This window comes from Acidobacteriota bacterium (genome assembly GCA_016208495.1).
GTDB lineage: Bacteria > Acidobacteriota > Blastocatellia > Chloracidobacteriales > Chloracidobacteriaceae > JACQXX01.
The window spans coordinates 17985-44127 of record JACQXX010000048.1; the positions used below are offsets into that span (position 1 = coordinate 17985).

General features: G+C 52.0%; 19 protein-coding genes. 4 read left to right on the forward strand and 15 right to left on the reverse strand.

Annotation, left to right across the window (positions count from 1 at the left end; all coding sequences use genetic code 11):
- Nucleotides 1–375: 375 nt before the first annotated feature.
- The 3 genes from HY774_08145 to HY774_08155 all read right to left on the reverse strand — a co-directional run bounded on the left by HY774_08145 (nt 376) and on the right by HY774_08155 (nt 7544).
- A complete protein-coding gene (locus tag HY774_08145) occupies nt 376–3276 on the reverse strand; it encodes a caspase family protein (protein MBI4748447.1) in 2901 nt (966 codons plus the stop codon).
- A gap of 586 nt (nt 3277–3862) precedes the next feature.
- Nucleotides 3863–6676 (reverse strand): M48 family metalloprotease, encoded by a 2814-nt coding sequence (locus tag HY774_08150; protein ID MBI4748448.1) that lies wholly within the window; start codon nt 6674–6676, stop codon nt 3863–3865.
- 307 nt (nt 6677–6983) lie between these two features.
- Nucleotides 6984–7544 carry a non-canonical purine NTP pyrophosphatase gene (locus HY774_08155; protein MBI4748449.1) on the reverse strand — a complete coding sequence of 187 codons (561 nt, stop codon included), beginning with the start codon at nt 7542–7544 and terminating at the stop codon, nt 6984–6986.
- Nucleotides 7545–8390: 846 nt separating this feature from the next.
- Here HY774_08155 and HY774_08160 point away from each other — a divergent pair.
- Nucleotides 8391–9107, forward strand: coding sequence for a hypothetical protein (locus tag HY774_08160; GenBank protein ID MBI4748450.1), 717 nt, complete (start codon nt 8391–8393; stop codon nt 9105–9107).
- 81 nt (nt 9108–9188) lie between these two features.
- On the opposite strand, the gene HY774_08165 is transcribed toward HY774_08160, so the two are convergent.
- The 7 genes from HY774_08165 to HY774_08195 form a co-directional block, all read right to left on the reverse strand.
- The gene (locus HY774_08165) at nt 9189–12110 is read right to left on the reverse strand and encodes a CHAT domain-containing protein (protein MBI4748451.1); all 2922 of its coding nucleotides are present in this window, start codon (nt 12108–12110) and stop codon (nt 9189–9191) included.
- A gap of 379 nt (nt 12111–12489) precedes the next feature.
- Nucleotides 12490–12990 carry a DUF4126 domain-containing protein gene (locus HY774_08170; GenBank protein MBI4748452.1) on the reverse strand — a complete coding sequence of 167 codons (501 nt, stop codon included), beginning with the start codon at nt 12988–12990 and terminating at the stop codon, nt 12490–12492.
- 84 nt (nt 12991–13074) lie between these two features.
- Complete coding sequence (locus HY774_08175; protein MBI4748453.1) at nt 13075–13266, reverse strand: hypothetical protein; 192 nt, start codon at nt 13264–13266, stop codon at nt 13075–13077.
- 58 nt (nt 13267–13324) lie between these two features.
- Nucleotides 13325–13834 (reverse strand): HNH endonuclease, encoded by a 510-nt coding sequence (locus HY774_08180; protein ID MBI4748454.1) that lies wholly within the window; start codon nt 13832–13834, stop codon nt 13325–13327.
- A gap of 130 nt (nt 13835–13964) precedes the next feature.
- A complete protein-coding gene (locus tag HY774_08185) occupies nt 13965–14423 on the reverse strand; it encodes an acyl-CoA thioesterase (GenBank protein MBI4748455.1) in 459 nt (152 codons plus the stop codon).
- 292 nt (nt 14424–14715) lie between these two features.
- Nucleotides 14716–15150, reverse strand: coding sequence for a cytidine deaminase (locus tag HY774_08190; GenBank protein MBI4748456.1), 435 nt, complete (start codon nt 15148–15150; stop codon nt 14716–14718).
- Nucleotides 15151–15302: 152 nt separating this feature from the next.
- Entirely contained in the window at nt 15303–15968 is a 666-nt protein-coding gene (locus HY774_08195; protein MBI4748457.1) for a 1-acyl-sn-glycerol-3-phosphate acyltransferase, read from the reverse strand.
- Nucleotides 15969–16197: 229 nt separating this feature from the next.
- Between HY774_08195 and HY774_08200 the strand changes: the two genes are divergently transcribed.
- The 3 genes from HY774_08200 to HY774_08210 all read left to right on the forward strand — a co-directional run bounded on the left by HY774_08200 (nt 16198) and on the right by HY774_08210 (nt 18785).
- On the forward strand, nt 16198–17589 hold the full coding sequence (locus tag HY774_08200) for an AAA family ATPase (GenBank protein ID MBI4748458.1): 1392 nt from the start codon (nt 16198–16200) through the stop codon (nt 17587–17589).
- Nucleotides 17586–18257, forward strand: coding sequence for a DUF4276 family protein (locus HY774_08205; GenBank protein MBI4748459.1), 672 nt, complete (start codon nt 17586–17588; stop codon nt 18255–18257). Before HY774_08200 ends, HY774_08205 begins: the two co-directional genes overlap by 4 nt.
- A gap of 93 nt (nt 18258–18350) precedes the next feature.
- Nucleotides 18351–18785, forward strand: coding sequence for a YraN family protein (locus HY774_08210; protein ID MBI4748460.1), 435 nt, complete (start codon nt 18351–18353; stop codon nt 18783–18785).
- Here HY774_08210 and HY774_08215 read toward each other — a convergent pair.
- The 5 genes from HY774_08215 to HY774_08235 form a co-directional block, all read right to left on the reverse strand.
- A complete protein-coding gene (locus HY774_08215; protein MBI4748461.1) occupies nt 18769–21468 on the reverse strand; it encodes a TonB-dependent receptor in 2700 nt (899 codons plus the stop codon). The two genes, HY774_08210 and HY774_08215, sit on opposite strands and share 17 nt — an antisense overlap.
- 132 nt (nt 21469–21600) lie before the next feature.
- Nucleotides 21601–22692 carry a phytase gene (locus tag HY774_08220; protein ID MBI4748462.1) on the reverse strand — a complete coding sequence of 364 codons (1092 nt, stop codon included), beginning with the start codon at nt 22690–22692 and terminating at the stop codon, nt 21601–21603.
- A 488-nt stretch (nt 22693–23180) separates the two neighbouring features.
- Nucleotides 23181–24959: a phosphoenolpyruvate--protein phosphotransferase gene (gene ptsP, locus HY774_08225; GenBank protein ID MBI4748463.1), complete on the reverse strand. Its 1779-nt coding sequence runs from the start codon at nt 24957–24959 to the stop codon at nt 23181–23183.
- Nucleotides 24949–25236 (reverse strand): HPr family phosphocarrier protein, encoded by a 288-nt coding sequence (locus HY774_08230; GenBank protein MBI4748464.1) that lies wholly within the window; start codon nt 25234–25236, stop codon nt 24949–24951. The genes ptsP and HY774_08230 overlap by 11 nt, the downstream gene beginning before the upstream one ends.
- 260 nt (nt 25237–25496) lie before the next feature.
- Nucleotides 25497–25922 carry a PTS sugar transporter subunit IIA gene (locus tag HY774_08235; protein MBI4748465.1) on the reverse strand — a complete coding sequence of 142 codons (426 nt, stop codon included), beginning with the start codon at nt 25920–25922 and terminating at the stop codon, nt 25497–25499.
- Nucleotides 25923–26143: the final 221 nt, after the last annotated feature.

Here is a 26143-nt window from a genome sequence, read left to right on the forward strand (position 1 = left end):
TGGTTTTGCACCGCGAAGCCCGGGCTCCTAAGCCACCCCCTCTTTTTTCCACGCATCGCCCGCGCCCCTGCGGGGCGCGGGCGATGCGTGGAGGATTGGGGGAACAACCGTTTCCCGGTGGTAGCTCGCAAAGCCTCGCAACCGACCGGCTATCCGAACTGCAGCCCTTCGGGATGCTCAATCCAAATCTGCGGGGCGCGGGCGATGCGTGGAGGATTGGGGGAGCAACCGTTTCCCGGTGGTAGCTCCCAAAACCTCGCAACACACCGGCTATCCGAACTGCAGCCCTTCGGGATGCTCAATCCAAATCTCAATCTGTCCGGCCCCGCCGGAAGAAAATCAAAAAGCCCACATGTAAAAGAACCCCGAAACCCGTCATTTGGCGGCAATTGCAAAATCTGGCACCGATTGCGGTTGCGCCGCCGTTGGGGTTTGTTTCCCGTTGGTCAGTTCCTGCACCCGCCCGATGATGTAGCTCGTCAACGAACTCACCGTAATCGTTCCGTTTCGGTTCACATTGGCTTTGCCGTTTAAGCCTTCGACCAGCGCTTTGACAAAGACACTTGACGTACCTGATTCTTCAGTCGTTTGCATTGCCGAAGTAATCATCACGCCCCCGCTGTCGGCACCCGCCATTTCGGTGGCGACTCCGGCCAGATCAGCCATTCCACGTTTGATTTTCGTCCCAAGCGCCGCATCGTTATGGCTGGTATCAACCAGAAACAGGACTTTGCACGGCAGCACTTCGATCACATTTTTCACATCAGAAAACTGCACTCCGGTTGTCGCCAGCTTGTCAAGCCGGGCGTCAAACGGCAGAAAGAAATACCGTTGAAGCGGATCATTTAAACTATGACCAGCCAGAAAAACCACGGCGATGTCTCCGGTGACGGCGTTTTGTTTGAGCCATTGCAATCCCTGACGAATGGTCTCGCCGGTTGCGGCTTCGTTGGTCAAAACTCTGGTGTGGACTTCGCGATAATATCCGCCTTCCTGACGTGCCAGCGTTTCGGCAAAGGCGCCGGCATCTTTGGCGGCGTTGGCCAGTTTCCAGTTCTTGCTTGGATACTCGCTCACCCCGACAGAAAGCATCCACAAACGTGGCTTGACTACTTCGGTCGTCACAGGTGCGGCCAAACCGTTCCCTTTCCAGTTCACCTGGATGGAGACCGGCTGGCTCGGAGCAAACCGGTTTTCAGCAATCAACGACACTTCGCAATCGCGGGCTGGAACCGGAATCTGGATTTCCCGATTGATGGTTACCGATCCTGGTGGAAGGTCTGAAACCGGTTCAATCACCACCGGACGCCCATCCACCAGGGCTTTGACCTGGGTGACCGGCTCGCCGGACGGCATCCGGAGGCTATAGCGCAGCCCAACCGTGGCGGAAGTTGCTGGAATTGAATCATTTCCAGCCAGAAGTTCAACCACTGGCGGACGAAACTTCAACGGGTCAACCGAGCGCGCCATCTGCCCGCCGTCTGAAAAGACTTCTTTGACGGCGGCGACTTCGTCGAGCGTGCGAACAATTGCATTCACCACATCAGGCCGATAATAGACCGTTCGGAATTGTCCGATTGGATAAAATTCGCCTTCGACATCACATCCGGAACTGACCTGCCAGCCAAGCAGGGTGTCACTCCCCGGAGTCGCGTCATAAAATCCTGACGGCGTCCAGGCAATCCAGCGCGAACGGTCAGTGTGTGGATAAAATGCCAGCAATTCCTGTCCGTCGCTGGCTCGATACCAGCGGATGGTGCCATCACTGAGCGCCGTGAGCACCAGTTTCCCATTTCCGCTGACATTGACCGCCCACACAACACCCGGTGTTGGGGTTTGCCACTCCACTTTACCCTCTCGTGAATAACAGGTCAGCGCCCATTCGCTGCCAAGCAAAAACTGATTACCATTGGGAGTAATTGCCAGCGACCGTGACCGGTCATTGGGTTTGAGTTCGAGCGGAACACCATTTAATTTCGGCGTTGTCGTGTCTTTCCAATCGGTGACCGGCAGTCCAGCCGCTGTCGTTCGCGGTCCAGCCAGTTTGGAGATCGAGATTCCAGGTGTCAGTTCCCGGCTCGTCAGATCATAGACGGCTGGAAGTTGTCCTCGCTGCCCAAAACTGAATTGCACCACGGTTCCAGTCGCATTCGTCTGGAAACCTTCCCAGTTGCTGCGAAAATCAGCCGTTTCGCCAGTGACTCGCCGGACACATTCTCCCTGGCCTGAAATAACGCCCCAGGCCGGGTCAAAGGCGCCGAACGCCACGCTGTTTTGGCCAAGTGGCGCCAGATCCAGAATCGTATTCCCGCACGCCGCGACATCCACCCAGCTTCCGCGTCCGCGTTCGGACCAGCATCGAAGCCAGAACTTACCGCCTTTGTTCCACTTCCCTCCGGCAAACAACTGTAACCCGTCGTTGGACCACGCCACCCGGCCCAGATTTCCATTGGTGACGCCACTGGTATCTGGGTTATAGAGCAGTGCCAAATCGCTTGCCGCCAGCACATCCACCCTGGTCGAATCGGTATACCCAACCGCCAGCCGTTTGCAATCGGGTGAAAATTTGACGCTGAAAGGCCGTTTTCCTCCAGGCGCTTCCGCTTTGGTGACGAGCTTCAGTTTGTCGTCATAGAGCCGGATAAAGCCATCATCGCAACTGGTTGCCAGCCAGCCGCTTCGGTCAAATTCGACACAGTTGCCGCTTCCGCCATACTCCATATCCCGGAGTAACCGGGTGCCATCGCTCATTCGATAAACACGCAACCCGCTGCCGCTCCCCATCAAGACTGCCAGCCGGTCGCCATTGTGCGAAAATGCAAGGTGATGCACGACATCCGGCAACCCGGTCACCCGCGTGACGAGTTTTCCAGTTGTTCGCTCAAACAAATACACCGAATGGCGGGCCTCCCAGGAAAAACCGGTCCAGCCGCCGACGGCAATCAGTTCGCCATCTGGAGACATCGCAACGGCATAGACCCGACCTTCGTTTTCCGCGCCAATCGGTACCTGAAGCACTCGCAGGAGACGCCCCGTCGCCAGTTCCCAGACACGCGCGGTCTTGTCGTCCGAACCCGTCACCAGGTAGCGCTGTTGGGCATCCACGCCAATCCTTCGAATGGCCGCCGTGTGCATCCCGGTTTCAAGTCGAAGCACCGGTTCGGGTTGAACTGGCTGTGTTTGTGCCCAGCCGAAATCACCAGTTCCAGTCAACATGAGAACGGCAACGCACGCCAGTCGTGCGACCCGCAAAATATGCCAGGAACGAAGCGTCATAAGCTGCCTCCTGTGTGTCGTGATGCATTCGCCTCGGTCATCAAGCGCGAATGTCAAAAGCCTGGTCCAGGAGCCAACGGCAAGCGCTTTGGAATGAAGCATTCCAAAGATGGCTCAAAACAAATTGTGTGAACAAACTCAGTGAAAGTGGTTGCGATTGGCGGGAGGGAGGCAATCAGAGGTGATGTTCCCTCACACCGTTTTGATGGCAGGGAGTGGGTGAGCGAAAATCATACTCCAAAAAAATCGAGGAAATTGTAAAAATTTTCAATTGATTGAATTTACATATAAGCGAAATAGTCAAATAGCGAAGTAGAAAAAACTCCATTGCGGAAAGATCGCCTGGGCTTGACAGCTCCCGCCCGGAGGGCGCCGGAAAGTAGCCGGTGGTTTGCCGCTTTGGGCACACCACCGGATCTCGGTTCGATTCTTTTCGCGCCCGGATGGGCGCTGGAAGATTGGTTTGACAACGTGCCTCGGCCTGGATTCCGGTGGGTGCGCCTCAAAGCAGACTTCCACACCGGCTATTATCCGGCGCCTATCCAGGCGAAAACCAATCTTTCCACACCGGAGATTCACTATTTCGCTATTTTGCTCTTTCGCGACTTTGCTTCCTTCGGTTTGAAATCAAAATCGGAACGAAAAGCGTCAGCCAGCACAGGCTGGATGCCAGCACGACAAACCATCCAGCCGCATTGGTTTCACCTAGAAAATCCAAACCAGTCGGGTAACACACCACCAGCATCAGAAGAAAATTCAGGGCAAGAATCGCAATCACTCCGCGGGGTTCAATCTGAGTGGCTTTCAGGCCGACAACCGGTGCTATTTGTGGACATTCAAGATCAGGGAACAATTCTGAGCTTTGTGTGGCAGATGCAGGTAACTGATGCCATTGCGTGAGTTGTGCAATAAAATGAGCTAACGCTTGATTTACTTCAATATAGGAGCTGGCATTGAGTGTGGTTACTGAAAACGTCCCTCCCTGATCCAGCTCCGGATCGTGCCAGGTGATATAAACCGGATCGGAGGAATGCCAGGGAAATTGGGACGGATGGAATTTGATTTCCAAGATTTGATCACGTCTGAGAGCAAACCGTGTTCGTTCTCCCGCATAAATCAACCGGTCTTCGGTCAAAAAGACAAAGCCGATGTCCCACGAATAGTCCCCATCATAGATCTGCCGGTCCGCCGAAGGAGAAAGTCCAACAAATGTTCCCTTGTATGTGTGCCACTCATTGTTTTCCTGGTTGAATCGTTGAGCCAGCAACCGAGCCATGTGTGGATACCCGATCAAGGCCAGTCGGTTGAGCGCAACTCCGAAACAAAGCGGAATCACCACCAAACTGATCAGATACATTGGGAAAACCGACGTCCAGGCCAGATCCCGATAGGTCACAATGCCCCCTATCAACATCGGCAATCCCCAAATCATCCCCAGTTGAATCCATAAAACCCGGCGTGATTTTTGCCTGCGCAGGCTTGATGAAAAAATCAGGTTGGCCGGTTCATTCGTGTCGGCATGAAAGACTTCTGGCAATTCATACCGGTTTTCTGGCTCTCGATTGGATTCAGCCAGCAATTCCTGCAAGTGTTCGCGCGGGATGCCGCCTTTCCAGGCAATCGCTTCAGCACGTTTGCGGGTCGAAGGATGCGTCAGGAGCTTTTCTCCGAATTGATTCCAATCCAGCGGCATCAGATTATGACGGGTGATTTCCTTGAGCGCGGTAATCATGGCCTGAGGATCTTTGGTCAATTCGACCGCTTCAGCATCAGCCGTAAATTCAAATCGCCGTGAGAGATAAAAATACCCCATCAAACAAACAAGCAATACGGCTGGCCTGACAACCCCTTGCGCGCCGGCCAGCGGGCCCGAAAGTTTGATAAAACTCCCGATGAAGACCGAAGCCACCACCGCCAGCATCAGCCCGGCAACCAGATAGTTGGGATGTTTATGTTTCAAGTGTCCAAGTTCATGGGCGACAATGGCATCAACTTCGCGGCGGCTGAGTCGGGAAACCAGATCTTCGCTCAATAAAACGTTCCCGCCGGCAACAGCAAACGCGTTGATGAGCGGCTCTTTGGGCGAACTCAAGATGAAAATTTCTTTCACCTTCACTCCGGCCTGCGTCGCCAGTTCAAAAACCCGGTTGCGCAAATCTCCAGGGGTGAGAATGACCTGTTTGAGTCGCTTCAAACTATTGAGGACCAGTTGACCGATGAACCAAAACACCAGTGTCCCGCTGACGGCCATCAACGCCCAGAGGAATTTCCGTGCTATCAATGAACTTATGGTTATGCCAAGTCCGGCCCACGTTACAAAGGAGAAGACGCTTTTTACAATGGCCAAAGTAACGACTTCACGCCGACTCGCCTGGAGCTGTCGCATTCGGCTCACAACTGGAATAGTCAGGAGCTTGCAACCGAGTTCCACTAGCAAGGGCGGACCAACCAGAGTGATGATGACCATCAATGTGTCATTGCGGGGTCTTCCGGTCAGAAAGGAAATCAGATTTCGGTCAATAACGGAATCCATCACTGACAGCCAGATCAACCAGTACCCGGCCATTGTCCATTCGACGAGGCGTTGGAGTTCAGCTCCGGCACGCGGCAGATTCTCCGTCACACGTTTTGCTTTCCGAAGTGACCAGATCACAAACCCAATGGGCAGCAAGATCAGCAACACCAGTGGTATCAATACTTTCAGAATATCCCATTTCTGGTATCCATACCGGAGCTGAATCGGTGGAATGAATACGGATGGAGCTTCCAGATTGAACTCCTTCTGGTAGGCCGTGAGATACGGGCTGACTTGCCGTAAGTCGAGGCCCTTCGCCTCGGAAAAGCTGATTGGCTTGTGGCTCAGGTAGACATTCAGGGTTTTTAATTTGATCGCCCGGCAGGCAGTCACCAGCGGATTGAGGTCGAGTTGATACTGATTGGTCAACCCCGAACGCTGAAGGAGCGCATCGCCTCTGGCTGAAAGGTGAATTGAGTATTTTTGAACTCGTTCGTGGACCTTCCCGATTTTCCCGCCAAACACCTGTTGAAACGGTTCAACCAGCGACGGTGCCTTTTCCGGAGGAAAACTCACATAGAGCGAAACATAGGTTTGACGTCCGCCAAAAGATTGATAGACGGTCAACGTCGCGGATGGAATCCGCTCGTTTTCCGGGATGTCTTCTTCATATTCCTCATCGCCTTCATAGGCTGATTCAGGGTCACTGGTATAGGCTGAGTCTTCCCATTCCTGATCCTGAAGTTCTTCCAAATCAGGGAGTTCCGGCTGCTGACGTGTCGGAGCGCATCCAGTCAAGCTAAAGCTGCCCCCAAGGAGCAACACCAAAATCAATAAAGTCGGCACTATCGGCCAGTTGGACCGGTTGAAAGCGGATTTCAGCATAGATAATACCAATCAGGGTTCAGGGTTCAGGGTTCAGGGTATATGCGCCAGGATAAGGGAAAAATAAACTGTTTGTCATTTTTTTATGCCCCCTTGCCGGACTTGAACCTCGATCTGGCCGAGACCGTGGGCTTCGCACCACGGCTATTAAACGACGACCCTTCGGGCCTAAAATCCTTATCCTGGCGTTTATGGGATAGGGGATGGAATGAAGAAATTGATTGGTACCTGGTACTTAGTGCTTTGGAACCAATACCTTCGAAGAACCCAGAACTAACCACTAATCACTAACCACTAAAAGGGTTCTTCATTCTTCCCGGCGCATTGATTCAAATTCGGCCATGGCTTGAAAGGCACGGCGGCGCATTGAGTACTGCATTTTTTCTTCGGGAGACATTTCACCAAAAGTGCGGGTTTCTCCGTCGGGAATAAAAATCACATCCCAGCCAAATCCTTGATCACCTTTGGGATGGAGCGCAATTTGACCGTCAACCCGCCCGACAAATAGACTTAATTGCCCATCATACACAGCGACAATCGTTTTGGCCCAGGCTTTGCGCGTCGGAAATGGGTCAAGCATCCGGCACATGCCCTCAACCTCAGCCCGTTTTAAGAACCATTTGACGAGCGCGCCCGGAAGTCCATTGAACGCTTCGAAATACAGCCCGGTGTCTTCAATCAGGACAGGTTTGCGGCCAATGGCTTGATAGGCATGGAGCGCCTTATGAACCACAACATCTTCGACATCCACCGCCTGGAGTTCCGGCAAGTCCAGATCACACCGCTGGAGCGAACGGCGCAGAATCAGTTCAGCTTCGCGGAGTTTGTTGTCGGATTGGGTGACAAAGGTATAGTTGATAGATGTCATATAATACCGTTTAGGGTTCAGGGTTCAGGGAAATACAGTTTTTTCAATGGTTTAGCCTTCGCATACGGCGAGGGTTTTGTTTTTGCGATTCCAGCCACTGATTTAAGGCTGAACGATCTTTGAGATCAAGCAAAGCATTTCCTCATTCCTTGGTGCAAGCCCGATTGGTGTCAGGAAGTGATAATAAAAGATTTCAGCAAGGACTTTGTCCTTTACTTCGTTCCAGGAAGGTTGGTTTTCGCCCGGATGGGCCCCTTTCACGTGCAGGTTTTTGATTGTCTCGGGAGTGGGACGAGGTCGGTTAAGATTTGGATTGAGCATCCTGAAAGGCTGCCGTTCGGATAGCCGGTCGGTTGCTCGGTTGCAGGGAGCTACCACCGGAAAAAGCGTTCGGTTCCCTCACCCTTCGGCGCTGCTTGCCCGCGCCCCGCAGGGCGCGGGCAAGCAACGCCGAAGGAAGATATGGGAACGGCATTCGTGACCGGTGGTAGGCCCAAAGCGGCCAACCGACCGGCTATCCGAACGGCAACGCTTCGCGGTGCAAAACTAAAAACCTACACGTGAAACAGTAACCCAGCCCCCACCAACCCAAGCCGCCAATCGGCGAAAGAAGAAACCAATAGCAGATTTTGGTTTTACCATCAGAGCTTCCCACAGCACAATGGTTTGAACTACCAGTCCAGATGGTTTTGAAAAACTGACACCTGGATTTGTTTCCGGCCACTGGAAAAATTTACTTGATCAAAATGGTTCTTCAAGGTTAATACTAACCCCAGCCTATTTCCCATAAAACAGTCAACCAATCTATAAGTCTTTTAGAAAAAGAATTCTTTGGAGTGCGGTGACTTGTCACCGCTTTCTCACGCCACGACTTGTCGTGGTCAACTAAGTCTCTGTCTCGCTAAAGGTTCCAGCGACAAGTCGCTGAGTAACAAAGCTGCAACAAGTTGCAGCACTCACAAAAATATTCATCTAAGAAACTATAGCTTTGGAAAGGTCAAACTAAACTACATGCTCGTTCAAAATTTAAGCTCCCGGCATATTTCAAGAGGTGTTTGGACATCGCTGGCCACCTCCCTTCGATTAAACGGGATTTTGCCTGGTGGGTTGATTGATGAAATTGGAATGTACCGTAACCATCAACAGCTTTTTGTCAAAGTTTATAAAGAAGTCCATCACCCGCCAGGTGTCACAGTCACAAATGGGACATATAGTTACGGAGAGATTACACTTCATCCTTGCTTTCATTGCACGTTTGGATTCCTGACCTTTACCTTACTTCATGAACTCATTCATGCCTGGGTTCATCAATTCCATCCACACTTGTATGATGGGTGGGATTCCTGCCAGATTGGCGATGAGTTTGCAGAAGAAGGCTACAAACAGTTAGGTGGTATTTACCCTTCAAAAGAAATTTGTACTCGTTACAACCTGAGCATAAGTAAAGCACGCGTCCATCTGAAACATTTTGATGAATGGGTTCAACGGGTAACCTCAAATGGAATTCAAAGTACAAAGACAGCCAGCAACAAAAGAGTCCTGACGTGGAACTCTTTGAAATAAAAGAGATTGTCCGAATCAATGGAATATGAATTGACTTTCTGAAATATCACTTTGATTTGAATTCTAAACCTCTTCTTCACTCTACCGAAAATCTCCGCACATTCCAAAAGCCGCCCAGTAGTACGGCGAGGCCCATTTTTTTTCCTTCATCACCTGCAATTGGGCAGCACGCAGCGCCGCCGCCGGACGCTGTTTCTCAACCAGAAGATTTCGATAAAAGGCGGTCCAGAATGTTGTCGCCGCACGATCTGTCACCGGCCACATTCCGACCAGCAACCGGGGCGCTCCGGCGTAGCCCAGCGCCCGGTGCAATCCGTGGATGCCTCCTGACTGCGGCTGGGCGTTCAGGTTCGTGCGCATATTCCCAAACACCACCAGATCCGAATTCAACTTGAGATTGAAGAAATCCGGCCCGAGCACAAACCCGTTCTGCGCCTGTCCCACCGGATTGACCATCGAAAGCACCACGCCCGAAGTTGTCGGCTGTTCGGTGCTCACCATCCCTTGCGTGGCAAAGTGGAGCACCCGAAATGGCGAAAGATCGGCGTTTAACAGCGTGTCACGGCTGGCTTGCAGGTCAGACCAGCCAATTCGCGAACCATCGGGCGCAACGTTGAGGATGGTTTTGGCTTCGTTCTTGGCGGTTTGGAGCCGCGGCACCGCCAGTTGCGGCCCACTCAAGCCAACTTCGCGCAATGCCTGAACTGCCCGGTAAAAACTGACGCTCCGAAACTGCCCGTTGGCGGCTGGCTGGGCAGGTGGGGTGCCCTTCACTTTTCCAGCCCGTGAATCGGCCCGGTCATAGACAGGATCGGCCAAAACGGCCAGGGCTTTGGTGGCCGCCGGACGATTGGCCGATATCTGTTGCAACCAGGCCAGCGCCGAAGCTGATGGCAACTGGACGATTTCGTGAACGGCAATCAACGGCGCGGTTGAACCTGGTTTGGGAAGCGCGCTCCAGGGAAGGTATTCCAGGCATTCGTCCGCCACAACAGCGAGGATAGGCGGGGTCAACTTCTCCCCCAGCGACCCAAACACCGCTCGCGAAAGAGACTCACCGGTTTGCCCAAACTGTGGCGTTTGCGAAGCCGCTGGATTGCTCGCCTGCTCGAAAAATTGCCGGGCCAGCCCGGTGATTTCCGACCGGGACGGAAGCTGCACGGTATCAACCGAAGTCGCCGTTACCAGCCAGCCATAGGACCGTTCGCGCCCCAATGCAATTTCAAGCAGCGCCGCAGTGGTTCCGCCAAGCTGTTGCTGAATGTCCTTGAGTGTTCCGACTCCTGATTGGCTGATGGCCGCGAATCGAGGTGATTTTTGCCGAAGCTGGCTTTCCACTTCGCGGAGTTCGGCTTCAAGCTGCGTGATTTCATTCGCCACTTTGATGGCTGGCTCCTGGTTTGAATACCCAAGCGCCAGCCGTTGCTGATAGTGGAGTTTGTCGCGCAATTTCCGACGTCCGGCTTTGAGTTTATCAACCAGTGCCAGGTCAAGTCCTTGCCGGACTTCGGTCTGGCTGCGGTCGAGCCACTCCAGCCAGTTGCGCTGGATGCGGCGCTCGTTGGCTTCAAATGCCTGACTGGCCAGGCCAACCGTCGGACGCGCTTTGTGAAGCTGCATCGTGACGTCAATGTAGAGTTCAAAAACATCCTGAGCCGTCGGTGCATACACGCTTTGAAATACGGGTTTGGCAAAATCAACCGGCAGCCGTTCATACATTCCAAGCGCCTGTTCCAAAAGCGGTTTGGCGGCTTCGATCTGGTTTTGCTTGATTTTGACCTGCGCCAGCCAGAAAAGCGTGCTGGCTTCCGTCACGCGGTCCGCCGTTTCCTTGACCACGGTTTGACTTTGTTCCAGCGCCTGCGCCGCCGCTGGAAGTTCACCCAGATTCGAACAGGTTATCCCAAGCAAACTCAGCGCCTGGGCCTGAAGGTCGCGGCGTTTCTGCTTCTCAGCCGTTCGGGCGACGTTGGTAAAATCGGCTGAAGCTTCGCGAAAGTTTCCGTTGGCACCTTTCACCGTTCCGATCAACAACTGGACGGGTAATTCGTCACCACTTTCTTTCGCCAGTGTGAAGGCTTCCTGTAAATAGCTCAGACTTTTCGCTCGATCCCGATTTTCAAAGGCCAGCACCGCCAGTTTGGTCAGCGCGTCAATCGTTCCGGGGCGATCACTGGCGGCTTTGCGAGCAACAAGCGCTTGAGTGAGCAGTTCCCCGGCACGGTTTTGTTCGCCCAGGTCACGATAAAGCCAGCTCAAGCTGGTCAATACCTGGGCTTCTCCGGCTTTATCGCCAATGCTTCGAAAAATTGACAGGGCGTCGGTGTATTGTTCGAGTGTTTTGGGAACGTCATCCAGCGCGTGCGAAACTCCCGCCAGATAGCTCAACGTTCGGGCTTCGCCTTGACGGTTTTGTTGTGCCCGCCAGCTTGTCAGCGCCAGGGTAAAAAAATCGAGCGCGGTTTTCGGCTGATCCACCCGGGCATAGAGTAATCCAATGCTGGTCAGTGAAGTGGCCTCGCCAAACTGGTTTTGCTGCTCGCGCCAGAGTTTGAGCGCGGCAGCCTGCGCTTCAATCGCCTTTTGTTTCTCGCCAATGTCGTCACAGGCATCGCTGAGCGCGATCAGGTTGCGGGCTTCACCGGGTTTATCTTTGAGTGTTCGACACAGTTCCAACGCCTGGGTATAGGCATCAATGGCCTGCTGACTGGCCCCAAGGCGGGCAAAAACCAGACCAATCGTTGAAATGGAAAGGGCCTCGCCACGCTGGTCTTTGAGCTTGCGGTAGGCAGAAAGGGCCTCCTGATACGGCTCAATAGATTTGATCAGGGATTCCTGAGTCCCTTTTCGGCGCTCGGCTTCACCATCGGCAAAGGCACGCTGGGCCTGTCCGCGAAGGTCAGTTTGGGCAGCAACCAGGACTTCCCCTGGATCAATACTCAGAAAAGTGGATCCCCCCAGGACACCAAGGGCCACCAGAACAAGCAAGCAACGATAAGCCATGATTTTCAAAAAAAGTCGGAATGAAATGTGATCGGAATACAGCGTTGGATGGTTCGGAGGTTGGATGAAACAGGCCCAGTGTAGCGAGGATGCCTCTGGTTTCTCAAATCGAATTCGGAGTTCAGGGGTTTTAGGGAGTCGGATGGAAATATCATACCACCAGGGTTCAGGGTTCAGGGTTCAGGGTTCAGGGTAGGCTAATCCAACTTGAGCCGTAACCGCCGGTTTCCTGGTACTCATCTTGAGCGGAACCCGTTGCTTCATCGCCTATGAAGAATGAGAGATGAAAAAATCACCTTTTCCTTTTGCTCTCCCTGTCCCTTTGCCAACCTGTCACCTTTTCAGGGTTCGAGGGTTAGAATTCTTTGAAACTGGCATCCTAAAATGCCAGCATGGCTATTGGAATCAGAACCGCCAGAATCGAAATCACAGTTGAGACAACCCATTCCACCGTGGCCAGTGCCGGGTTTCCCAACCCCGCCGTGGTTGCCGTCGAAGCGCCCCGCAGCACAACCGTTGTTCCCTGAACGGCACCCGCCGCGCCGCCGCCAGCGATAATCGCCACCGACCATTTGAAGAACGGTGTGGCATCAACCATTAACGATGCACTCGCCAAAATCCCGGCAATAACCGCCACGGGAGTCATAATCCAGTCCAACATATTGTCTACCCAGGGGATGTAGTACCCGGCAATTTCAAGTCCAGTTGCAACGGCAAATGCCGTCAAGGCATACCAGGTCCCAATCCATTGAAACTCTGGATTTAACCCTAACTGACCGCTTTTGGCGGCGATGCTCATCACCAGCATCGGAACAAATACCCGAAAACCACAGGCGGCACTCAGCGCAACCCCAACACAAATGCTAAAAAGAATGTTCATAGGAAGAATGGAAAACCGGATGAAGAGTGTGGTTGGTGGTTAGTGGTTAGTGATGCCAATTAAGGGTTGAATTGGTTTTGGTTCTCAGCCCACGAAGTGGGCGCCGGCTCGTAGCCCAGGGCGAGTCTTCGAGCCCTGGGAATTCGGGTCATTTCCCACCTTTTCCCCGCCCGGCCAGCCGCCGTAGGCGGCGGCTGGCCGGGCGGGGTGAGGAGGCAACGTTTTCCCAGGGTTGCACCCTGGGCTACGAGCCTGCCACCCGCTTCGCGGGTTCAAATCCGCTCATTTTTTCAACTCTTCACTGGTATCACTAACCACCAACCACATTCTTCATTCAAAAATAGAGGTACTTGCGCCAGGCTTCGTCAGTGCTGCCCAGGTAGCGGATAATCTGGCGATTGACGTGCAGGTTGAACGACTGTGGTTTTTTCAGAAGCTTCATTGAGGCTTCCTCCGGTGTGCGGCTTCCCTTGCGATTATTGCACCTTCGGCAGCAGGCGACGAGATTATCCCAGGTGCTGCCGCCGCCTCGGGAACGAGGCACTACGTGATCGAGGGTCAATTCAATGGGCGGGAAGATATGGCCACAATACTGGCAGCGGTTGTGGTCGCGGAGCAAAATATTGCGGCGGGACAGGCTTTTTCGCTCAAATGGAATGTGAATGTATTCCAGCAGACGGATCACCGATGGCGCCTTCACCGCAGCCGTCGGCGAGTGCAGGTACTGTTCAGCGTGTTCCTCAACTCGAGCTACTCCTTTGAGAATTAAGACCACGGCTCTTCGAACCGTGCAAATATTAATCGGCTCGAAAGATGCGTTCAGAACCAGGACACGAGTGTTCATGCCACCTCCGTTCAAGAGTGTTGTTCTTTTGACACCTGATCAGAACTGAATCATTCAAGTGATGAATCGTCTTATGGTCTGAAAAATCAGCCGGCACTCAATTCTTCATTCTTCCTTCTTCATTCTTTATTCAGGTTTCGGTTGAGACGGGGCCTGTGCGTTGGGCTTCTAATTGGTGTATTACCTGTTGCAATTCTTCAGGGAGTGCGACGGCTTTTCCGGTGGTGATGTCAATCCAGACCACGGCGGTGGTGCCGTCGGCAACGACCTCAAACTGTTTGCCGACCTGTTGCAAGACCACATATTCAAGCACAAAGCTGCGCGTACGGATGTCAGATGTTCGAACACCTACCTGCAAGGTCGCCGGGAACCGAACCTGACGGCGGAAATTGCAGGTCGCGCTGGCCACAACCGGTCCAAACTCGTGGTTTCGGCAATGACGGTCAAGGTCAATTTTGATGAAATACTGCATCCGTGCGGTTTCCAGATAAGTGAAGTAGGTAGCATGGTTGATATGGCCAAAGGCGTCCATATCTCCCCAGCGAACAGGTGTTGTTTCCCAGGTGCTGTAAAAATGTGAGTCAGTCACGTCAGGCACGGATTCCTTTCTTTCAAGAGAGTGGAGACTATAGGGTTCAGGGTTCAGGGTTCAGGGTTCAGGGTTCAGGGTTCAGGGTTCAGGGTTCAGGGTTCAGGGTTCAGGGTTCAGGGTTCAGGGTTCAGGGTTCAGGGTTCAGGGTTCAGGGTTTACCACGGCTACCTGACAACGATCCTTCGGGCTTGAAAACTCTACTTGTCACCGCATGCTTTATAATTTCAAAATTGCCTTTTTTCTTTGAAAACCCTGAACCCTGAACCCTGAACCCTGTTTTTTTCATTCTTCATTCATTTGTGTTGCACTGATCGGCAATGAGCGATTTGTCAAATGGGACCGGCAACAGGGCACTCATTTGAAAATACAGGCGATCACCATTCAGGTTAGCCAGAATCACCGGGATGTCACCACAAAACTCCCACAGGTGCTGGCGACAGGTGCCGCACGGAGGCGTTAAGCGGTTGGTATCGGCGACAATGGCAATACAGGTATATTCACTTTCGCCTTCGGAAATGGCTTTCAACAACGCAACCCGTTCGGCGCAAGTGGAGGTGAACGTTACCGTCTCGATGTTACATCCGGTATAAATCTTCCCAGATTGTCCCAGCAAAGCTGAACCAACCTTAAAACAGGAATGATCGGCCCGGGCAAAAGTGCGTGCCAGTTTGGCGGCTTCAATCAAGTCGGCGTACCGTTCGTCGGTTTGTTGCAAAGTAGTCACTGAGTTTCAATTCTCCAGTCGGTGCTTGGTTCTTGGTTCTTGGTTCTTAGGACCTGGTGGGCACGGCAATCCAAACCATTTTAACGCGCTTACACCATCATCTTGTCACCTTGTCATCTTGTCACCTTGTCAGATGTCACCCTGTCACCCTGTCATTCTGCGGCTGGTTCCAAAACCACATCCCGTGGGCGGCGTTGCGGGTCAAGCCGGGTGCTGATTTTAGAGCGGACAAGGTGAGCGGCCTCATACGATTTCACCTTTACTTCTTTGGGTGGCGCCGTAAAGACCTGTGGCTCGTGAAAGTAAACCCGGAGCTTGCCCGGTCGAGGCAATGTCCGGTTGATCGGCCAGACTTCGTGGGCACCGCTGAGCGTTACCGGGACAACCGGCACCTTCATTCGAATCGCCAGCCGAAACGCGCCGGATTTGAATTCGTCAATGGTGCCTGAAACGCAGCGTCCCCCTTCGGGAAAGATCATGAGGGCTTCACCGGCGGCAAGGAGTTGCTGCGCCCGCCGAAAAGCTGATTTATCAACCGGCGTGTCCTGGTCCACTGGAAAACAGTTAAAAAACCAGAGCATCGGGCGCAGATACGGGTACCGAAAGACCTCGCTCCAGGTCATGTAGTGGAGCACTCGCGGCACGCCGCATCCAATCCAGAAGGGATCCAGGTAGGCCACGTGATTTGGCGTCAAAATCACCGGTCCTGTTTTGGGGATATTTTCAATGCCATAAAATTCAATTTGGAAAAACGGGTGAAACATCGCCCGGAAAGCAGGTCGGAGACAATGCTGGATGAGAAGCGAGCGGACTCTCACGATGGCGAATTCTCCTGCGGTTTTCAAAATTGAGTTGGAATTGAACGCGGCGATGAAAGAAACGAGGCGGAATTGTAGCGAAATGTTGCCAGGGCAACAACTCCCCCTTGCTCCAATCAAGGTTGACCGCCTCCTGGAGAAAAAAACTTGTTCTCTCAATGAAGATGAACCACCATAGTGGCTTCAAATGACCCAGGATTCATTTCAGCTTTTGCGGAACAGGCAAGATATGATCACCAAAATTGAACTTAATGGATTTAAAACCTTTTCCAACTTCCAGATGGAGTTTACTCCGCTGACAGTTATCGCCGGAACGAATGCGTCTGGGAAAAGTAATCTGTTTGATGCGTTTCAACTCTTGTCACGCCTGGCAGAATTCGACCTGAAAACTGCCTTCAGCAATCAGCGGGGTGAAGCAATCGAACTCTTTACCCAATACAGTGACGGCACGTATGCCAATGAAATCACGCTCACCGTTGAAATGCTGGTAGACAAAGAGGTTCGGGATAACTGGGGTGGTGCAGCAACACTCAAGTTTACCCGACTCCGATATAAATTGATTCTCCAGCGGGTAGAGAATGAAAAAGGGTTGGAAAATTTGCTTGTCAAATATGAGCACTTAGAACCAATCAAACGCGCCAGTGATGAATGGGTAAAAAGGTATCTTCCAGCAGATACAACGCATAACTGGCAACCCATTGTGAAAGCAGGAAGATCCAAGCCATTCATTTATACCCAAGACGAAAATGGCATTCCCACGATCAAGCTTCCGCAGGATGGAAGGCGCGGTGGAAAAGAAACTCCAGCGAATGCGGTTGCTCAGACAGTGCTCAGCGGTATCAATTCGGTAGACTTTCCCCATGCATTTGCAGTGAAAGAAGAAATGCGAAGCTGGCGTTTTCTCCAACTTAGCCCGGAAGCGTTGCGCAAACCAAGCCCGTATCTGGCCAGGGATGTGATTACACCAGAGGGTGCGAATCTGGCGGCAGCCCTTCACCGGATCAAAACTCAGGACCCAGGGTCGCTTCAATTTATTTCGCGAAAATTATCAAATCTCCTTCCTCACTTCATTACAGTGGATGTTTATGATGATAAACCTGGTCAACAATATATTCTGACCATGCGCAGTGAGGATGGCCGAGAGTTCACCTCGCGGGTCCTTTCCGAAGGAACACTCCGCCTGCTGACGCTGTGTATTCTGGAATATGACGACCTGTTTCGCGGAGTGATTTGTTTTGAAGAACCTGAGAATGGAATCCACCCCTATCGAATGAAAGCGATGGTCAATCTCCTCAAAGATTTGACCACTGATTTCCAGGAACCAGACCTGCCATTGCGACAAATTATTGCGAACACGCATTCTCCAATCATTTTTGATGAAGTCTTTAAACTTGAGAGTCCTTTTGCTTCCTGCTGGTTTTCGCAACTTGTCACCCGCATAGATGAGATTGGTGGGAGAAGACAAAAATTGAATATCACCTATGTTTTGCCTGTGGCCAAAGTACACCAACCGAATTTGTTTCACTCACCGGCTGAAGAAAAACTGTCATTGAGCCAGGCCATTGACTATCTCAAATCCGCGAATTTTGAAAAAACACTTCATCACCTTGGTGCCATATGAGTCCACTGATCAAGATTGGTATTTTTGCCGAAGGGCCAACCGACAACCGGTTTCTCCCGCCAGTTGTCAAACGCACCTTTGAGGAAGTGGCCTGGACGTGCCGCCAGCAAATTGACATTCTCGAACCCGAGGTGATTGATGATCTTCACGTTCCTCACACTTTCGCTGAAAAAGTCCTTGCGGCTGCCCGTCAGGCTCAGCAACGTGGAGTAACTGTTTTGTGCGTCCACACGGATGCTGATGCCGAAAATGACCACCGCGCTTTTCAATCTAAGATCCAGCCAGCTTTTGAACGAATTCACCAATCAACTGAGGAAGCGTGTAAACTCCCAGTCGCAATCGTTCCCGTTCAAATGACTGAAGCCTGGATGCTTGCCGATACAGAACTCTTCAAAAAAGAACTCAACACGACCAAAACTGATTTCGAGCTTGGAATTCACAAACCACCAGAGTCAATCGCTGACCCCAAAGATGTTATTGCGCAGGCAATTCGAATTGCAACTGACCACGTCGGACGCAGGCAAAGACGCTATCAGGTTCATATCTCTGACCTGTATCAACCTGTAGGTCAACGAATCAGCCTGGAAAAACTCTCTCAGCTATCGTCATTTCAAAAGTTTAGGGATGCCATTCGAGAGGTATTTCAGCAACTCAATTACATGTGGTAACTCCACTCAAAACTTATTGAAATATGACTTGTGCATAGGTTTTGCTCTCCAGTCTGTTATTGAATTGAATTTAAATAAAGGCTGAGAAGAATTATGAATCGTCCACCATCACCAGGGTTAATGACCTTTTTAGAATTAGGCGCTTACGGAGAACAACTAGCGACCAGCCACCTCAAACAGCATGGTTACCAGATTATCGCCCGCAACGTCACGCTTCCACTAGGTCGGACACCAGAGGGAAAACCCATCACCGGTGAACTCGACATCGTTGCCCTCGATGGTCAGACCCTGGTGTTTGTCGAAGTCAAAACCCGCTCGTCAGACGAACTTGCGCTCCCGGAAGCCGCCGTCACTCCTGCCAAACAACGCAAACTGGCCCGAACCGCCAGACGCTATCGCCGGCTGATCGGGCCAGTTGACATGCCGTATCGCTTTGATGTCGTCAGTATCGTGGCTTCAGGTCAAAATGAACCCCAAATTCGACTGCTCAAAGACTTCTTTCAAGATTCGGTTAAAAATCAAACTTGACGCCAAACGTTCCCCAGAATGAATAGTACTCTTCCTGAACCGGTCGCACGTTGATGCCCTCAAACCGACGGAAGGGTGAATTGGTCAGGTTGATTAACTGGCCAAACACGCGAATTTTCGGCGTAATCGCCTGACTGACTGATAAATCAAGCTGCAACCGGTCATCGAGGAAAATATCCCGATTGGGTTCGGCGCCGACTTCGTTCAGGTATTTCCCCTGGTAGTTCCACGAAAGACTTCCGGAAAAACCTTTCTTTTCATAATTGATCGAGGCGTTCCCGGTGTGCTTGTTCTGTCCGGGCAGGGTGATCACTCGACCATCCTGGAGTTTGGCGCTGGAATTGGTGTAGGTGTAATTGAAGTACAGCCCAAATCCATCCAATGGTCCGGGCAGAAATCGCAATTTATTTTGAAAGGCAAACTCCAGCCCGTACAGATCGGCACTCTTTCCATTCTGGGGTTGGGTGACATCAAAGGAATCACCGTTGCGCTGCTCGCGAAACTGGAATGGGAAGATGAAATCATCAATTTTCTTGTAGAAAAACCCGCCTGACACCACACCGACTGTGTTGAAATAGTGTTCGGCCAGCACATCCACATTCCAGGAGCGGGTCAATTCCAGATTGGGGTTTCCACGGGTGATTTCTTCGTCCTCTTCAATGATGAGCTGGGTTGGCACCAAATCAACATAGTTGGGACGGGCGAGCGAACGCGTAAAGGCCGCTCTCACATTGGTGTTTTCTCCGAGCCGATATTTGGCATGAAGCGCCGGCAGAAAGATTCCGGTTGAACTCTTTCCGGTGACGGGTGTGGTCGAAACATAGTCCCCATCAGGGTTGAAAAGAACATCAAACCCTTTGTAATCATATGAAGTATGCTCATAGCGGAAACCCGGCAGCAGACTGAAGCGCTGGCCAAAGTAAAATGTCGCCATGGCATAGCCGGCCCCAATCCGCTCAGTCGCCAGGAAATCAGCCGCGTCGGCTTCGAAATCAGTTTCTCGTTCCAAATTCAGTGAGGTAAGAAAGGCTCGGGCGGCGGCGGCATTCACATGCTGACCAATCACATAGCGGCCATCAATGATGCTTTTCTGGGCAAAAAACTGCCGGTCCAGATTGTCCTTTAAGAAGACATCATCTTCCGGTTTGAAAATGGTGGTTTCGTTGTTGCGAAACTTGCGTTTGCGCCAGAATTTTCCTCCGGCTTTGAATGACCCGCTGATGCCATCGCTCACCAGAAACGCATGCGCGATGTTGCCCCAAAACGACACATCACGATCCGAGGTGAAATTGAAATCATTGGAAATTTCATCAAGCACAAACTTGCTCACATCTTCATTGAGCACATTGACCCGAATATTGTCCGGGTCAATCGAAGTCGGCGTCACATTTGGCCTGAATTCAATATCTTCCTGTAAGAAAACCGTATTGAGCGCGTTGGGTTCATCTTCTTCGGCATAGCCATAGCTAAACCGATAGTCCACCTGCCAGTTGTGAGGGAGAAAATGTTTCCCGCCGATTGAAAACTGAGCAATCCGCTGGACTTCGAACCGGTCCTTGAGTTCGCGCTCGATTTCATTGTCCTGGACCTTGTTGGTAACCCGGCGACGATATTCCTGGTCGCTGTAGTAATTGTAAATGCCATTGAAAAAGAAGGTATGGTTGGCGTTGGGCTTATAATCCAGCGCCAGATTGGTGGCGTTGCGTTTGCGATTGATCGAATAATCCCGCAACTCAAAATCCTCGATTTCACCGTCATCATATGAAGTTTCAAAATTCTGCGAGCCCCGGTTCGTGTTAAAGAAACTGCCGGATGCCACCAGCCCCAGCTTGTTCTCAAAAAACCGCTGGCCAAAAGTCACGTTTCCGTTTTGAATGGCCCCCTGAACGATGTTGTTCAATCCGGCACCATAAGTAATTGAAAAGATTCGGCGTTCCGGTGCCTGTTTGGTGACCAGATTGACGGACCCGCCAATCGAATCGGCATCCATATCCGGGGTCAGGGCTTTGGTCACTTCGATGGTTTCAAGCAAATCAGCCGGAATGACATCCAGCGCCACCTGACGGATATCGCCCTCCGGAGATGGAACCCGCTGGCCGTTGATCATCATGGCATTGAGCCGGGCTTCCGTCCCACGCACCAGCACATAGCGCCCTTCACCCTGGTCGCGCTGGATCGTGATACCGGGAATGCGTTGCGTCGCCTCAGCCGCATTGGGATCGGGAAACCGGCCAATCTGGTCCGCCGAAACGACATTTTGGATGGTCTCAGCGTTTTTCTGCTGGTTGAGCGCCCTCGCCTGCCCCTGCAAGATGGGTTCACCATAGACGGTAATCACTTCCTGCACGCTTTGTTTCAACGAGATTTCGAGCACCAGCGAATTGCCTTCCGGTACGGTCACTTCCCGGTTCAACAGGTCATACCCAAGATAGGAAAACTCCAGTGTTTGGGTGCCCGCTGGCACTCGCTCAATTCGAAAAGCACCTGTTCGGTCGGTTACGCCGCCGATTGAGGTGCCAGAAACCACCACTTTGGTGTTGGGTAACGGGTTCAAGGTCGTTTCGTCAATGACCTTCCCGGTAATCACACCGGTTTGCCCAGACTGAGCCTGGGTATACAAACTGAATAAAATGACGATGAGTGCAACCTGTACCAGCCGCCACACCCCACGTTGAGAAAACATAAGTCCCCCAAATGAATGAAGAATGCAGAATGAAGAATGAAGAATTGCGATGCTCAACCTGAAGCGCCCTCATCAGCCCTGGAACAGATTGCGGCGAGGTGTTTTTCAAATCGCAATTCCGGAATCCGGAACCTATTTCCGATCAATCAGGTGCCACGGCACAAACTTGAAGTTCTGATTCCCCTGATCGTTGGTTCCATCCTGGGCAACAAACAAACCATTGGGAAACTGGGGTCCCAAATTGGCGGTTGAAACATCGATTCCATCGGTTTCCGAGGTCTCATCAATGCCGTTTCCAGCCACAATTCGAAATGTCTTGACGTAGGCGTTTTGGCCGTCACGCCGATACATTACATAGGTATTGTTGCCTTGACTTGAGGCGATCAAATACCCGCTGCCATCCGGACCACAGGCGAGTGTCACCCCTTCGACGTCAGCCATCAGGTGACCACTGCCATCTGATTTATCAACCAGTATCCGGTCAATACCAGCATTGGGTTCGGCACCATACTTCCAGATGCCGACATTTTCTTCAGAAATATAGAGATTCCCGAGTTCATCGTCGGCCACGCAGCCTTCGGCAACCGTACCCACGTCAAACCGGCGAACCAGTCTGGCGTCTACTTTTCCTTTGCCGGTATCGAGCAGTTCATATTGCTCAACCAGGCCGTCTTTGCAGGTTAAGATATAGTAAAACTTACCGGTTCTGGCACTGCGATACATACAGGAGCCGTATACGGTATGGGTCTGGATCTTTCGGGCGGCAACCGATTTCAGCCGTCGGGTGGCGGAGTCAATCACATAGATGGCAATTGAATCGTTTGAGCGATTTCCGGCGGTCACCAGCGCTACGGTTTCAGTCCCAAGCTTGAACCCGGACCGGACATCAACATTGTTCATCCGCCCATCTTTGAGGTACTGCAACTCTTTGCCGGACAGGTCATACACCACCAGTCCGCCTTTTTTATTGGTGCCGATCACTAAACTTTGGGCAGCATCGTGAGGGTTGACCCAAATCGCCGGATCGTCAGCCGAATCCCCAGCCTTCTGAATTGGTGCGGTCTCGACCGTGGCTAAAACCTCGTGGATCGGGTCTTTGGGTAGGTTCACACCGGGTGAAGATGCAGCATTCTGGGCCCAGATCGGCCCACCGAACATCAGCATTCCAACCACGGCCCACATTCCCGTGCGCGGGAATCTGGGCCAGTTTACAGAACGAAACATTATTATACTCCTATAACATTCCAGCCCAATTTTACTGTCCTTGAAGGTAAAATCAGTCTATTACTGCAATCAGATCAGGTATTTCCAAGGAGGAGAAAATGAGCAGGATCAAAAAGTAATACCAGTTTGTAGTCAGTAGATCGTAGTCAGTAGTTCACTAACTTCAATTGATTGAATTACTTGACTGTTCTCTAATACGATCACTTCATTCCAAAATGGTATAATGAGGTTAATGGGGGAGCATCATTCCATTACAAAGTTACAGGAGAGTTACAAGAAAGTAACAAGTCATGCCAGTTTGTAGTCAGTAGTGAGTAGTCAGTAGTCAAGAATGCGAATGAAGGGTTGGAGTGGTTGTTGGTCCTCATCCCCGTTGGGATGGAGCCAGGTTAGCCGGTGGTCAGCGTCGCTTTGGACGCGCCACCACCGGATGCGGGTCATTCCCCACCTTTTCCCCGCCTGGCCAGCCGCCCAGTTCTGGGCTCACATCAGTGGGAATTCGGGAAAAAATGCGGCACCGATTTTGAAAGCTCCCCTTCCAGAAAGAGTTCGATGGCCCGCGGGGTATCGAGTTCCATCACCCGAGTGACCAGTCGTTCGACCTCTGAAATTCGAACGCTGCGTACCAGCCGCTTGATATTCGGAATCGCTGACGGCGACATGCTGAAATTGCGCAACCCCAGGCCCAGCAACACCACGGCACAGGTCGGGTTAGCAGCCATTTCACCGCAGATTTGCACCAGCGTTCCGGCAACTTTTCCAGCGTCAACCACCTGTTTCAGGCTGCGAATGACCGCCGGGTGGAGTGGTTCATAGAGGTGGGCGACTTGTGGATTGGCACGATCAACCGCCAGCGTATGTTGAATCAGGTCATTGCTGCCGATACTGAGAAAATCGGCTTCCCGAGCCAGCAGGTCAATAATCATGACCGCCGAGGGAATTTCAACCATCACGCCAACCGGGAGGTGCGCCGCGTGGGGGATTCGCGCCTGTTCCAGTTCGGCTTTCACCTGGGCAATCAACTGGCGCGCAGCCCGAACTTCACTCACACAGGAAACCTTCGGCAACATCACACTCAACCGACCAAAGGCCCCGGCACGGTAAATGGCCCGCAACTGATCGCGAAAAATATCCTGGGATTTCAGTGTAAACCGAATGCCCTGCAGCCCCAACGCCGGATTGCGTTCGTCTCCAAACAAATCACTGGCTTTGATTTTGTCGCTCCCCAGGTCAATGGTTCGAATGACAACCCCTTCGGGTCCAGTTGATTCAACCAGTTGGCGGTAAACCTGAAACTGTTCCTCTTCGGAAATCAACCGGGGAAGTTCATTCAAAAAGATAAACTCGGATCGAAATAACCCGATGCCATGCGCGCCAGACTTTTGCAGCGAAGGTAACTCTGAGACCAGTTCCAGGTTAGCCCGTAACACACAGGTTTCACTATCAAGCGTCACCGCCGGCAAGCCGGCATGTTCGAGCGCATCCCGTTTTTGTCGCTCATCCTGATCCAATCGGTTTTGATAATGGCGGTGCGTGGCATCTGTCGGATTCAAAATAACGCAATCGTGGGTGCCATCCACAATGATCGGGTCGCCAGTGTGTACCTGGGCGGCAAAACTCCCCAATCCAAGCACTGACGGAACGCCGAGGCTGCGGGCAATGATCGCCGTGTGTGACGTCCAGCCTCCGGCATCGGTCGCAATCCCCAGCACATTGGTCAAATCAAGTTCGGCAAGCACAGTCGGCAGCAAATCTTCGGCCACCACCACCGACGGCTGAGTCAGGTGCAGGTTGCTGGTGCGACGACCAGAGAGGACATCAATCAGCCGATTGGCGACGTCTTCGATATCGCTGGTACGCTCGCGCAGGTATTCATCCTGGATTGACTCATAGGCCGAAAGCCACTTTGAGACCGCCAGTTTGACGCCCCACTCGGCGTTGACCTGATTTTCGTTGATTTGTTCCTCGATGCTTTTGACCAGGAGTGGATCTTCAAGCATGAGAATATGCGGGTCGAGGATGTAGCCGTGACTGACGCCAAACTCACGCTGCATGCGCTGTTTGATCCGTTCCAGATGATGGCGGGCTACCTGGACGGCGCGATGCAACCGCTTGATTTCGTGAGGGATCCGATTGGGAAGAATTCGGACAAAGAGCGCCTGCCGCCCATGGGCATCCATCCGCACGGCTGTCCCAATCGCGATGCCAACCGAAACACCCAGTCCCTGAACACGCTGTTCGATTTGCTCCGGGCGGCTAGTAGACATCGGTTTCTTCTCCAAACTTATCCCACACGAGTTTGGCCAGAGCATGCACCGCCACGGCTTCATCTTCGCCTGACGCCGTGATTGACAGCTCAGTTCCCATGGGAGCCGCTAAGAAAATGACGCTCAGGATACTTTTACCGTCGGCACTATTTCCGGTATCGGTCCGGGTCACGGTAATTGCACTCTTGAACTGGTTGGCGAGGTTGACAAGTCGGGCAGCCGCGCGGGCGTGCAGCCCAAGTCGATTGACAATGAGCACTCGAAGTTCTTTTGACACGGTTTCTTTAGCCAGCCGGCACCAAAGCTACAAAAAGTTTTCGCTCCAGCACATCCGGGTGGTTCCCCTTGAGACAACCGCCGATGGGAATGATGGATGATGAATGATCCGACCAGATGCCATTTCATTTGTTCTCAAATGGCTTCAGGTCATACTGCTTCATGCTTCAGTCATGATTCCGCTCGGACATTGGTTAATATTTCAAAGAAAGTCATCTGGACGCCGCCACCACTTAATGGCGACAAAAGGATGAAGGGTGACTATTTTTCTTTTTCAGCCGTCTTTTTTCCCATCAGTTCACTGGCCAGGTAGATGTTTTTTTGCCCCTGGTCACGCACTTTGCGGGCGATATCAACCAGGGACTCGTCCCCTTCTTGCGCCGCCAGCTTGATAACCATCGGCAAATTCACGCCGGTAATGATTTCGATGGGGGTTGACCCGCTGTAAGTCATCACCAAATTGGTTGGCGTTCCGCCAAACATATCGGTTAAAACTACAACGCCAGCCCCACGATTGGTGTCATCAACAGCCTTCGCAATCGTGCTTCGGGCCTGTTCCACATCGTCATGCCAGCCAATTGAGACCGCCTGAATATGGTTGATTTCCCCAACCACCATTTCAGCCGCACTCAGCAATTCATTGGCCAACTGACCGTGCGTCACAACAACACCTCCAACATGTGGCATAGTGGCATAGCTCCCTTTTCTAATATGTAAATCGTGTGTGATCAAACTGAACCAATATCATAACTTCGCCGAAGAATGCTAGCCGCCCTTTCTGGGCATCAACCGTTTTCGCCATGATTTTTTCGCCACCTCTGGACCAATCGTTTCTCTGGCTGAATTTTTCTTTTTCAATTCAGCAAATTCATTCTAAATATAGAACAACCAACGCCTTCTTCAGAATT